We start from the raw sequence: 11,750 nt of genomic DNA, 5'->3' as shown, positions 1-11,750 counted from the left end.
AGGCCACGTCGCCCTTGCTAACGCGTTCCGGCCCCGGCCCGAGCCGAAGTTGCTTCAAGCCTGCTTGAGCAACAACGCCACCCCCGGGAAATACTGCCCCAGCTCGTTGTGCAACTTGCGGTAGGCATACGGGAAGTACCAGGCGATGGCACAGGCGGTATGTTTCTGCAGATCGTCGACCAGGTCCTGCAGTTCCTCGGGACTGGCGTGCTGGCCGGCCTTCCACGGGCTGATGAACAGCGCTCCGGCCTTCAACTGGCTGGGGTAGGCCACCTGGCGGGCGAGGGCAGCAGTCTGCTGCAGGGCGTCGGCCATGTCCAGCCGGGCGATTTTCGGCCAGCGCTGGCTGGCACTGAGGTATAGCGCTTCACCGGCACTGCTGAGCAACAGGTCGCAGCGCCCTTCGTATTCACCTTCATCGCGCTGCTTCTTGCCGGCAAACTGCTGCAGTGCCGCCAGCTCGGCCTGCCAGGCCGCCGCGGCAAGCAACCCGGTATTGGCGGCTGCCCCATGCCAGTACGGTGCTTCGGCATCGCCGGCAAACTGGTTGAAGCGGTCGATGCAGTCGCCCCAGCGCTCCAGCACCGGGGCAAGAAACTCCAGGCGCGGGTTGTTGATGATCTGGCCTCGCATGCTGCGCTCTCCTGTTGTCGTTGTGATCGCGTTCAGCTGAAAGTGATGGCTATGTGATATCACTGTATCCAGTGTGGCACAACCGGGTGAATTGGCCATTACCCGGGCGGTGACTGTTCGGCTGCAAAGCGGCCCGCTTCGATTGACGCTCCCGGTGCAACCCTCTAACCTTCGCGCGTGTTTCAGGTGTCCTGCCAGCCCCGTCTGGGCAGGGTGAAACTGGGAAGCCGGTGGGTGCCAGCATGGCGCGATTCCGGCGCTGCCCCCGCAACGGTAGGTGAGTCGCGGCCGCGCAGGGCCACTGGGTGCCAGCACCCGGGAAGGCGCGCAGGCCTGGGCCCAGGCCCGCTCACAAGCCCGGAGACCGGCCTGATACTGCCAACGGCATCACGGAGGGTGATGCGCGGTGCACCGTGGCCTACGGCCACGGCCCCTGCGCGTTCTCCGTCTGCCCGCCTATTACCTGTCGCCTCGCGTTGCCGTGGCGCCAGCCAGCGGAGAACCCTGATGAGCGAATCCACCGAACGCGACGAACGCCACCTGGCGCGCATGCAGCGCAAGAAGGCGATCATCGACGAACGCATCGCCAATTCCCCCAACGAGTGCGGCCTGCTGCTGGTGCTGACCGGCAATGGCAAGGGCAAGAGCAGCTCGGCCTTCGGTATGCTCGCGCGCGCACTGGGCCATGGCATGCAGTGCGGTGTGGTGCAGTTCATCAAAGGCCGCAACAGCACCGGCGAAGAGCTGTTCTTCCGCCGCTTCCCCGAGCAGGTGCGCTACCACGTGATGGGCGAGGGCTTTACCTGGGAAACCCAGGACCGCCAGCGTGACATCGCCGCCGCCGAAGCGGCCTGGGCTGTGTCGCGCCAGTTGCTGCAAGACCCGAGCGTGCAGTTCGTGGTGCTCGACGAACTGAACATCGCCCTCAAGCATGGCTACCTCGACCTTGACCAGGTGCTCTCCGACATCCAGGCCCGCCCACCGATGCAGCATGTGATCGTCACTGGCCGTGCCGCGAAACCCGAGATGATCGAACTGGCCGACACCGTGACCGAGATGGGCATGCTCAAGCACGCCTTCCAGGCCGGCATCCGTGCCCAGAAGGGCGTCGAACTGTGAGCCAGCCGCGCCACTGCCCCGCCGTGCTGATTGCGGCACCGGCCTCTGGCCAGGGCAAGACCACCGTCACCGCCGCCCTGGCCCGGCTGCATCGCAACCTCGGGCGCAAGGTGCGAGTGTTCAAGTGCGGGCCAGACTTTCTCGACCCGATGATTCTTGAGCGGGCCAGCGGCGCGCCGGTGTACCAGCTCGACCTGTGGATGATCGGCGCCGAGGAAAGCCGCCGCCTGCTGTGGGAAGCAGCCGGTGAGGCCGACCTGATCCTGATCGAAGGGGTGATGGGGCTGTTCGACGGCACGCCGTCCAGCGCCGACCTGGCGCGTCACTTCGGCGTGCCGGTGCTGGCGGTAATCGACGGCACGGCCATGGCTCAGACTTTCGGCGCCCTGGCCTTGGGCCTGGCACGCTACCAGGCGGACCTGCCGTTTGCCGGTGTGCTGGCCAACCGGGTAGGCAGCCTGCGCCACGCACAACTGCTGGAAGGCAGCCTGACCGAAGGCCTGCGCTGGTATGGCGGTTTGTCCCGTGAGCGCGGTATCGAGTTGCCCAGCCGCCACCTGGGGCTGGTCCAGGCCAGCGAGCTGAACGACCTGGACGCCCGTCTGGACGCCGCTGCCGAGGCGCTGGGTGCCAGTTGCGATGCTGCCTTGCCGCCGCCAGTGACCTTTGCCGAACCCGATCCGCAAGCCAGTGCTGCGTCGTTGACCGGTGTGCGCATCGGCGTGGCGCGGGACGAGGCGTTTGCCTTCACCTATGGCGCCAACCTCGACCTGCTGCGCAACCTGGGCGCACAGCTTGAGTTCTTCTCGCCGCTGCATGACCACGAATTGCCGGCAGTGGACAGCCTGTACCTGCCGGGCGGTTATCCCGAGCTGCACCACCACGCCCTGGCCGCCAACGCGCCGATGAGCGAAGCGATCCGCGCCCATCACGCCCAAGGCAAACCGTTGCTGGCCGAATGCGGCGGCATGCTGTACCTGCTCGATGCCCTGACTGACGTAGCCGGCGAGCGTGCCGAGCTGCTCGGCCTGCTGCCGGGTGAAGCGACCATGCAGAAGCGCCTGGCGGCCCTGGCGCTGCAGGCGGTGGAAATGCCGGAAGGCATCCTGCGCGGTCACACCTATCACCATTCTCTGACCAGTACCGCACTGGAACCGATCGCCCGTGGCCTGAGCCCCAACGGTGGTCGCGGCAACGAAGCGGTGTACCGCCTGGGGCGGTTGACGGCTTCCTACGTGCACTTCTACTTCCCCTCCAACCCGGATGCGGCGGCGGCGCTGTTGCGACCATGAGTGAACACGCCTACAGCGACGCCGAGCGCGCCGCGATCTACCGGGCCATCGGCGAACGCCGTGACATGCGCCATTTCGCCGGTGGCGAGGTGGCCCCGGAACTGCTGGGCCGCCTGCTGGCCGCCGCGCACCAGGCGCCAAGTGTCGGGCTGATGCAGCCCTGGCGCTTCATCCGCATCACCCAACGCGACCTGCGCGCCCGTATCCAGGCCCTGGTGGAAGCAGAACGGGTGCGTACCGCCGAAGCCTTGGGCGAGCGCTCCGACGCCTTCATGAAACTGAAGGTGGAGGGTATCAACGACTGCGCCGAACTGCTGGTGGCCGCCCTGATGGACAACCGCGAGCCGCATATCTTCGGCCGCCGCACCCTGCCGGAAATGGACCTGGCCTCGCTGGCCTGCGCCATCCAGAACCTGTGGCTGGCAGCCCGTGGCGAAGGCCTAGGCATGGGCTGGGTGTCGCTGTTCGACCCGCAGGCGCTGGCGGCTCTGCTGGGCATGCCGGCCGGGGCCAAGCCGGTCGCGGTGCTGTGCCTGGGGCCGGTGACCGAGTTCTACCCGGCACCGATGCTGGTGCTGGAAAACTGGGCCGAGGAACGGCCCTTGAGTGAAATGCTCTTTGAGAACCAATGGGGAGAACGCCAATGAGCGTGGCCTTGCTGACCGTGGCCGGCGTGGCCCTGGATGCCTTGCTGGGCGAACCGCAGCGGCGCCACCCGCTGGTGGCCTTCGGCAACATGGCCAGTAACCTCGAGCGCCGCCTGAATGCCGGTGGGCGCGGCTGGCGCAGCCACGGGGTGAGCGCGTGGTTCCTGGCCGTGGTGCCGCTTACTTTGGTGGTGCTGATCCTGTCCTGGCTGCCGTACATCGGCTGGCTGGTCGACGTGCTGGCACTGTACTGCGCCGTCGGGCTGCGCAGCCTGGGCGAACACGTGTTACCGGTGGCCAGTGCCTTGCGCCAGGGCGACCTGCAGGAAGCGCGGCGCCGTGTGGGCTACCTGGTCAGCCGCGAAACCCGCGAACTGGACGAGCCCGCCGTGGCCCGGGCGGCCACCGAATCGGTGCTGGAGAACGGCAGCGACGCGGTGTTCGCCGCGCTGTTCTGGTTCGTGCTGGCCGGTGCGCCGGGCGTGGTGCTGTACCGCCTGAGCAATACCCTGGATGCCATGTGGGGCTACCGCAACGAACGCTTCGAACGCTTCGGCTGGTGCGCGGCGCGCGTCGACGATGTGCTCAACTATATTCCCGCCAGGCTGGTGGCATTGACCTACGCGCTGCTGGGCAAGACCCGCCTGGCCCTGGCCTGCTGGCGCAAGCAGGGCCCACTGTGGGACAGCCCCAATGCCGGGCCGGTGATGGCCGCCGGTGCTGGCGCGTTGGGGGTGGAGCTCGGTGGCCCGGCGGTGTACCACGGCGAACTGCATGAGCGGCCACGCCTGGGTGACGGGCCCATGGCCGACGCCGACGCCATCGAGCGTGGCTGGAGCCTGGTGCAGCGCGGCGTGTGGCTGTGGCTGCTGGTGATCTGCCTGGGGGCCTATATCAATGCTTGAACACGGAGGCCGCCTGCTGCGGGCGGTACGGCAATACGGCATCGCCCGTGAGCAGTGGCTCGATCTGTCCAGCGGCATTGCGCCATGGCCTTTCCCGATCCCACCGATTCCCATGGAGGCCTGGGCTCGCCTGCCGGAGACGGAGGATGGCCTGGAGGACGCCGCGCGCGCGTATTACGGCGCCCGCCAATTGCTGCCGGTGGCCGGTTCCCAGGCTGCGATCCAGGCTTTGCCGCTGTTGCGCGCAGCCGGCCGGGTTGGGGTGCTGACGCCGTGCTATGCCGAGCACCCATACGCCTGGCAACGGGCGGGGCACCAGTTGCTGGAGCTGGACGAAGCGCAGGTCGAGGCGACGCTCGACAGCCTCGACGTGCTGGTGCTGGTCAACCCCAACAACCCCACCGGCCGCCGGGTGCCGCGAGAACGCCTGCTGGATTGGCACGCACGCCTGGCCGCCCGTGGTGGCTGGCTGCTGGTCGACGAAGCGTTCATGGACAACACCCCGGCGGATGGCGTGGTTGATTGTGCCGAGCGCCCGGGGCTGATCGTGCTGCGCTCGTTCGGCAAGTTCTTCGGCCTGGCCGGCGTGCGTCTGGGGTTCGTTGCCGCCGAACGCAGCCTGCTGCTGCGCCTGGCCGAGTTGCTTGGCCCTTGGACCGTCAATGGCCCGACCCGGGTGCTGGCCCAGGCCAGCCTGGCCGACCACGTCGCCCAGCGTGTGCAGGTCGAACGCTGTGCTGCCGCCAGCCAGCGGCTGGCTATGCTGTTGCGCGGCGCCGGCCTGGCGCCCAGCGGCGGTTGCGACCTGTTCCAGTACGTGCGCAGCGAGCATGCTGCGCAACTGCATGACTTTCTCGCTCGCCGCGGCATCCTGGTGCGCCTGTTCGAGCAGCCGCCGGCGCTACGCCTTGGGCTGCCGGCCTGTGCGGCGGACGAACAGCGCCTGGCCCAGGCTCTGGCGGCCTATCAAAAGGAAACGGCATGACCACCCTCATGGTGCAAGGCACCACCTCCGATGCGGGCAAGAGCACACTGGTGACCGCGCTGTGCCGCTGGCTGTTGCGCCAGGGTGTCGGCGTGGTCCCGTTCAAGCCGCAGAACATGGCGCTGAACAGCGCGGTGACCGCTGACGGCGGTGAAATCGGCCGGGCCCAGGCGGTGCAGGCCCAGGCCTGCCGGCTGGAGCCACACACCGACATGAACCCGGTGCTGCTCAAGCCCAACAGCGACACCGGCGCCCAGGTGATCATCCATGGCCGTGCTGTCACCAGCATGAACGCAGTGGCCTACCACGACTACAAGGCTATCGCCATGCAGGCGGTGCTGGCTTCGCATCAGCGCCTGAGCGCTGCCTGGCCGGTGGTCATGGTCGAAGGCGCGGGGTCTCCGGCGGAGATCAACCTGCGTGCCGGTGACATCGCCAACATGGGCTTTGCCGAAGCGGTGGACTGCCCGGTGATTCTGGTCGCCGACATCAATCGCGGTGGCGTGTTCGCCCACCTCGTGGGCACGCTGGAGCTGCTGTCACCCAGTGAGCAGGCGCGGGTAAAGGGCTTTGTCATCAACCGCTTTCGCGGCGACATCGCCTTGCTGCAGCCGGGGCTGGACTGGCTGGAGCAGCGCACCGGCAAGCCGGTGCTGGGCGTGCTGCCATATGTCACCGATCTGCATCTGGAAGCCGAAGACGGCATCGACGCGCGCCAAGGGGCAAAGGCCGAGCGCGTGCTCAAGGTGATCGTCCCGGTGCTGCCGCGCATCAGCAACCACACCGACTTCGACCCACTGCGCCTGCACCCGCAGGTGGACCTGCAGTTCATCGGCCCGGGCCAGGCGATTCCGGCTGCCGACCTGATCATCCTGCCGGGCTCCAAGAGTGTGCGCGGCGACCTGGCACAACTGCGTGAGCGCGGTTGGGACCAGGCCATTGACCGGCACCTGCGTTATGGCGGCAAGCTGATCGGCATCTGCGGTGGCCTGCAGATGCTGGGCCGCGAAGTGCATGACCCGCTTGGTCTTGAAGGGGCCGCAGGCTCCAGCCCGGGGCTTGGCCTGTTCGATTACGCCACGGTGCTCGAAGCCGAGAAGCAACTGCGCAACGTTGCCGGCACCCTGAACCTCGAAGCAGTACCGATTGCCGGTTACGAAATTCATGCCGGCGTCACCACGGGGCCAGCCCTGGAGCAGCCTGCCGTGCAACTTGCCGATGGCCGTTGCGATGGTGCTGTCAGTGCCGATGGCCAGATACTTGCCACCTACCTGCACGGCCTGTTCGAAGGCAGCCAGTCGTGCGCGGCGTTGCTGCGCTGGGCTGGCCTGGAGGAGGTGCAGGTCATTGATTACGAGGCCCTGCGCGAACGCGACATCGAGCGCCTGGCCGACCTGGTGGAAAAGCACCTGGACACCGCGCGCCTGCGCCAGCTCTGTGGGGTGGCCTGACATGCGCAACCTGATCCTCGGCGGCGCCCGCTCGGGCAAGAGCCGGCTGGCCGAACAGCTGGCCAGCGCCAGTGGCCTGCCGGTGACCTACATCGCCACCAGCCAGCCGCTGGATGGTGAAATGAACGAACGGGTGCTGCTGCACCGCCAGCGTCGCCCCGATGACTGGGGATTGATCGAAGAACCCCTGGCACTGGCCGCGGTATTGCGCGCCGAAGCGGCCGAAGGGCGCTGCCTGCTGGTGGATTGCCTGACCCTGTGGCTGACCAACCTGCTGATGCTCGAAGACGACCAGCGCCTGGCCGAGGAGCGTGATGCGCTGCTGGCCTGCCTGGAACAGTTGCCGGGCACGGTCATCCTGGTCAGTAACGAAACCGGCCTGGGCGTCGTGCCCATGGGCGAGTTGACCCGGCGCTATGTCGACCTGGCCGGCTGGCTGCACCAGGCCGTGGCCGAGCGCTGTCAGCGTGTGGTGCTGACCGTGGCAGGGTTGCCCTTGATGTTGAAAGGGCCTGCGTTGTGAGGGTGGGGGCTAGTTCAAGATTGTATTGGGGCGTGCAGGTGTCTGCCTTGGGTTATGTGGTGCCTGGAAGATCGAGCGCCGCCCGCGCGGCGCTTCGCGGGGCAAGCCCGCTCCCACATCTGTTTCGGGCCAGTCTCTCCTGTGAAGCTACCTCTGTCTGCCTTGTTTGTTCCATTCGATATCGAGGGCGAGGCGCGACTGCTCTTCATCAATCCTTAGCCATGCACCAAGGCTGCAATCCATCTGGTACAGGAGTAATTGGCCCGAAACAGATGTGGGAGCGGGCTTGCCCCGCGAAGCGCCGCGCGGGCGGCGCTCGGTCTCAAGCGCGCAGAAGGTCTCCTGCCAAGCAACTGCCAGCCCCAACACGCCCTGATAACTCCCATTACCCAACCCAGACAGGCCCATGACCATGACCCAACCCTGGTGGCAAAGCCCCTGCCAACCTCTCGACAACGCCGCCATGGACCAGGCCCGCGCCCGTCAGCAGCAGCTGACCAAACCTGCCGGTTCGCTCGGCCAGCTGGAAGGCCTGGCCATTCAGCTGGCCGGCCTGCAGGGGCGTGAGCGGCCAACGCTGGATCACGCTGCAATCAGCATTTTTGCCGGTGACCACGGTGTGGTCGAGGAAGGCATCTCGGCCTACCCGCAAGCGGTGACCGGGCAGATGCTGCGCAACTTCGTCGGCGGTGGCGCGGCGATCAGCGTGCTGGCGCGCCAGCTGCAGGCCAGCCTGGAGGTCGTCGACCTGGGCACCATCGACCCGCACCTGGAGCTGCCTGGCGTGCGTCATCTGCGCCTGGGCGCCGGTACCGCCAACTTTGCCCGCCAGCCTGCGATGACCGAAGGCCAGCTGCAGGCCGCCCTGCAGGCCGGTCGCGATAGTGCCCTGCGCGCCGCCGAACAGGGCGCGCAGCTGTTCATCGGTGGCGAGATGGGGATTGGCAACACCACGGCAGCCGCCGCCCTGGCCAGTGTCCTGCTGGGCTGCCCGCCGGCTGAATCGAGTGGCCCGGGTACCGGCCTGGACCACGCCGGGGTGCGGCACAAGGCCGAGGTTATCGAGCGCGCGCTGAGCCTGCATGGCCTCAGCGCCAACGATCCCTTGCAGGCGCTGGGCTGTGTCGGTGGTTTCGAGATCGCGGCCTTGGCCGGTGCCTACATGGGCTGCGCGCAGGCGGGTATCGCAGTGCTGGTGGACGGCTTCATCTGCAGCGTCGCCGCGCTGCTGGCGGTGCGCCTCAACCCGCAGTGCCGGGCCTGGCTGCTGTTCGCCCACCAAGGCGCAGAGCCTGGGCACAAAGCCGTGCTCGACACGTTGCAGGCCGAGCCGTTGCTGGCCCTGGGCCTGCGCCTGGGCGAGGGCAGTGGGGCTGCCCTGGCCGTGCCGCTGTTGCGCCTGGCCTGTGCGCTGCACGGGCAGATGGCGACCTTCGCCGAGGCGGCGGTGGCGGACCGCCCGGCATGATCCTCGACCTGCTGCGCCATGGTGAAACGGAGCAGGGCGGCCTGCGTGGCAGCCTTGATGATGCCCTGACCGACAAAGGCTGGGCGCAGATGCGTGACGCCGTGGCCGAGGCCGGCCCGTGGGAGGTGCTGGTCAGTTCGCCGTTGCAGCGCTGTGCACGTTTTGCCGAGGAACTGGGCGAGCGCCTTAACCTGCCCGTACAGCGCGAAGCGGCGTTGCAGGAGCTGCATTTTGGCGACTGGGAGGGCCGTAGTGCGGCGCAGATCATGGAAGACCAGGCGGACGCGCTGGGGCGCTTCTGGGCGGACCCTTATGCGTTTACGCCGCCCAATGGCGAGCCGGTCGAGGCGTTCGCCGAACGTGTGCTGGCGGCTGTCGAGCGCCTGAGCCGTCAGCATGCTGGCAAGCGTGTGCTGCTGGTCACCCATGGCGGCGTGATGCGGCTGTTGCTGGCCCGTGCTCGTGGCCTGCCGAGGGCGCAGTTGCTGCAGGTCGAAGTTGGCCACGCTGCGCTGATGCGACTGGTGCCGGGTGATGACGGCCAGTGGGTGGAGGGGCGCTGAGATGTTGCCGTTGTGGATTGCCTTGCAGTTTCTCAGCAGCCTGCCGGTGAGCCTGCCGGGCATGCCGGCGCCACGTGAGGTGGGGCGTTCGCTGCTCTGGTACCCGTTGGTCGGGTTGTTGTTCGGCTTGCTGCTGTGGCTGGCCAGCCATTTCCTGCAGGGCACGTCGGCGCCGCTGCACGCGGCCCTGCTGCTGACGTTGTGGGTGTTGCTCAGTGGCGCCTTGCACCTGGATGGCCTGGCGGACAGTGCTGACGCCTGGCTGGGCGGTTTTGGTGACCGCGAACGCACTTTGCAGATCATGAAAGACCCGCGTAGCGGGCCGATTGCCGTGGTCACCCTGGTGCTGGTGCTGTTGCTGAAGTTCTGCGCCTTGTGGGTGCTGGTCGAGCAGGGCATTGGCATGCAGTTGCTGCTGGCACCGCTGATCGGGCGGGCGGCGATGCTCGGGCTGTTCCTGAGCACGCCTTATGTGCGACAGGGCGGTTTGGGGCAGGCGCTGGCCGAGCACCTGCCTCGGCCTGCGGCCGGGTGGGTGCTGCTGGGCTGTGCGCTCTTCTGCCTGGTCCTGGGTGGATGGATCGTGGTGCTGGCATTGGCGGTGTTTGCCTGGTTGCGACAATTGATGTGCCGGCGCCTGGGCGGGACTACCGGCGATACCGCTGGTGCAATGCTGGAGTTGCTCGAACTGACCGTGATGCTGGGGTTGGCGTTGGGCCTCTGAGCCCTTGCTCAGGACGCTGGCCCTGTAGGAACGCAAGCAGGATGTTCCTGTAGGGGGTTTCTGAGCCTAACGTGCTGGCAAATTCCTGAAAAAACTCAGCAAGAGCCGGCATTTTGTCACTGGCGTATGCTTGCCCCTTCGCTAACTGTCGAGGAGTGTTCGCACCATGCGTCATGTCATTCTCGCCGCGTTGTTGGTGGCCATGGGGCCTGCAGCCCTGGCAGCCGATCTCATGGATTTCTGGAACACCCCACGCCACGGCGGCAACAGCTTCAACCGGCTGCCACCCGAGCAAGCCTATTTCGACGCCCTGAGCGGCTATGGCGCGACCTGGGTGCGGCTGTCCTACGACAAATGGCAGCCGGCAGAACGCGACTTCCTCCTCGGCGATGCCGATGCCTACCAAGGCCTGCCTGCCGCCGACCTGGCCACGCTGCGAGCCACCCTCGACCGTGCCCATCAGGCCGGCCTCAAGGTGGTCATAGCACCGCTTTCGCTACCCGGCATGCGCTGGTCGCAAAACAACCAGGGCCAGTTCGACGACCGCCTCTGGCAAGACAAACGCTACTGGTTGCAGGCTGCGGCCTTCTGGCGGGATCTGGCCCGTGAGCTGAAAGGTCACCCGGCCATCGCCGCCTACAACCTGGTCAACGAGCCCGCGCCGGAGAAGCAAGGTGGCCTGGCCGAGCATGCCGACCCCGGGCAAATGCAGCAGTGGTATGCACGGCAGCAGGGCACTGCGCGTGACCTGCCCGCCCTGTATCGGCAGTTGATAGTGGCCATTCGCGAGGAGGATGCGGACACGCCGGTCATGCTCGATGCCGGCTGGTTCGCCGCCGCCGACGCCTTCGGTTACTGGCCGGCACCGGTGGAGGACCAGCGGGTGCTGTACAGCGTGCACATGTACGAGCCCTATCTGGTGACCAGTGCACCGAACATGACGCGCAAGCAACCCATCGCCTATCCCGGCCCGGCACCGTTCGCGGGGCAAACGCAGCAGTGGGATGGCCAGCGTGTGGCGCAGTACCTGCACCAACCGCTGGACTGGGCCGAGGCCATGAAGGTGCCCCGCTCGCGCCTGGTGGTGGGTGAGTTCGGTTGCATGCGCAGGTTGCCGGGCTGCCGGCAATACCTGGAAGACGTGCTCAGCGTGCTGGATCGCCACCGGTTGCATTGGGCCTTTTACAGCTTCCGTGAAGATAACTGGGACGGTATGGACTACGAGCTGGGCTCGGCCAAGGTGCCGTGGCGCTATTGGCAGGCCATCGAGCAGGGCGCTCCAGACCCGCTGGCGCGCAAGGCTACGGTGGAGTTCGAGCCGATTCTCAGGCGCTTGAACCCAGGCAGAGGGTAGTGCCTGCCAGCTAAGTCATTGGGGGCCGCTTTGCGGCACATCGCCGGCAAGCCAGCTCCCACAGAGTCCCGTCAACGCAATCTGAC

At 67.0% G+C, this 11,750-nt stretch carries 13 protein-coding genes and 1 riboswitch; of the genes, 11 read left to right on the top strand and 2 right to left on the bottom strand.

The annotated features are described in order from the left end of the window. Positions 1-54: 54 nt before the first annotated feature. Positions 55-633, bottom strand: coding sequence for a hypothetical protein (locus J5M71_RS02165; protein ID WP_063911550.1), 579 nt, complete (start codon positions 631-633; stop codon positions 55-57). Between the two features lie 167 nt (positions 634-800). Continuing rightward, positions 801-1,021: riboswitch (cobalamin riboswitch) on the top strand. A gap of 119 nt (positions 1,022-1,140) precedes the next feature. Between J5M71_RS02165 and cobO the strand changes: the two genes are divergently transcribed. Genes cobO through cobU form a run of 7 tightly spaced genes read left to right on the top strand, consistent with a single transcriptional unit; the run spans position 1,141 to position 7,555 of the window. Next, positions 1,141-1,752 (top strand): cob(I)yrinic acid a,c-diamide adenosyltransferase, encoded by a 612-nt coding sequence (gene cobO / locus J5M71_RS02160; RefSeq protein ID WP_013971375.1) that lies wholly within the window; start codon positions 1,141-1,143, stop codon positions 1,750-1,752. Beyond that, positions 1,749-3,044 (top strand): cobyrinate a,c-diamide synthase, encoded by a 1,296-nt coding sequence (locus tag J5M71_RS02155; protein WP_063911552.1) that lies wholly within the window; start codon positions 1,749-1,751, stop codon positions 3,042-3,044. Before cobO ends, J5M71_RS02155 begins: the two co-directional genes overlap by 4 nt. Then, positions 3,041-3,691: a 5,6-dimethylbenzimidazole synthase gene (gene bluB / locus J5M71_RS02150; protein ID WP_085593449.1), complete on the top strand. Its 651-nt coding sequence runs from the start codon at positions 3,041-3,043 to the stop codon at positions 3,689-3,691. Before J5M71_RS02155 ends, bluB begins: the two co-directional genes overlap by 4 nt. Beyond that, positions 3,688-4,596: an adenosylcobinamide-phosphate synthase CbiB gene (cbiB, locus tag J5M71_RS02145; RefSeq protein WP_207829314.1), complete on the top strand. Its 909-nt coding sequence runs from the start codon at positions 3,688-3,690 to the stop codon at positions 4,594-4,596. The genes bluB and cbiB overlap by 4 nt, the downstream gene beginning before the upstream one ends. After that, positions 4,589-5,581: a threonine-phosphate decarboxylase CobD gene (gene cobD / locus J5M71_RS02140; RefSeq protein WP_207829312.1), complete on the top strand. Its 993-nt coding sequence runs from the start codon at positions 4,589-4,591 to the stop codon at positions 5,579-5,581. Before cbiB ends, cobD begins: the two co-directional genes overlap by 8 nt. Next, positions 5,578-7,032 carry a cobyric acid synthase gene (locus J5M71_RS02135; RefSeq protein ID WP_207829303.1) on the top strand — a complete coding sequence of 485 codons (1,455 nt, stop codon included), beginning with the start codon at positions 5,578-5,580 and terminating at the stop codon, positions 7,030-7,032. Before cobD ends, J5M71_RS02135 begins: the two co-directional genes overlap by 4 nt. A 1-nt stretch (position 7,033) precedes the next feature. Further along, positions 7,034-7,555 (top strand): bifunctional adenosylcobinamide kinase/adenosylcobinamide-phosphate guanylyltransferase, encoded by a 522-nt coding sequence (cobU, locus tag J5M71_RS02130; protein ID WP_207829301.1) that lies wholly within the window; start codon positions 7,034-7,036, stop codon positions 7,553-7,555. A gap of 147 nt (positions 7,556-7,702) precedes the next feature. Here the strand turns inward: cobU and J5M71_RS02125 are convergent, their stop codons facing one another. Next, a complete protein-coding gene (locus J5M71_RS02125; protein WP_207829293.1) occupies positions 7,703-7,969 on the bottom strand; it encodes a hypothetical protein in 267 nt (88 codons plus the stop codon). Here J5M71_RS02125 and cobT point away from each other — a divergent pair. The 4 genes from cobT to J5M71_RS02105 all read left to right on the top strand — a co-directional run bounded on the left by cobT (position 7,968) and on the right by J5M71_RS02105 (position 11,664). Continuing rightward, on the top strand, positions 7,968-9,023 hold the full coding sequence (gene cobT / locus J5M71_RS02120) for a nicotinate-nucleotide--dimethylbenzimidazole phosphoribosyltransferase (RefSeq protein ID WP_207829292.1): 1,056 nt from the start codon (positions 7,968-7,970) through the stop codon (positions 9,021-9,023). The two genes, J5M71_RS02125 and cobT, sit on opposite strands and share 2 nt — an antisense overlap. Next, positions 9,020-9,586: an alpha-ribazole phosphatase family protein gene (gene cobC / locus J5M71_RS02115; protein WP_207829281.1), complete on the top strand. Its 567-nt coding sequence runs from the start codon at positions 9,020-9,022 to the stop codon at positions 9,584-9,586. The genes cobT and cobC overlap by 4 nt, the downstream gene beginning before the upstream one ends. Position 9,587: 1 nt before the next feature. Then, on the top strand, positions 9,588-10,310 hold the full coding sequence (locus tag J5M71_RS02110; RefSeq protein WP_207829279.1) for an adenosylcobinamide-GDP ribazoletransferase: 723 nt from the start codon (positions 9,588-9,590) through the stop codon (positions 10,308-10,310). A gap of 166 nt (positions 10,311-10,476) precedes the next feature. Further along, positions 10,477-11,664: a cellulase family glycosylhydrolase gene (locus J5M71_RS02105; RefSeq protein ID WP_243434037.1), complete on the top strand. Its 1,188-nt coding sequence runs from the start codon at positions 10,477-10,479 to the stop codon at positions 11,662-11,664. The last annotated feature ends 86 nt before the right edge of the window (positions 11,665-11,750 follow it).

The organism is Pseudomonas sp. 43(2021) (assembly GCF_017490805.1).
Lineage (GTDB): Bacteria > Pseudomonadota > Gammaproteobacteria > Pseudomonadales > Pseudomonadaceae > Aquipseudomonas.
This window is presented reverse-complemented; position numbering and strand designations above follow the sequence as displayed.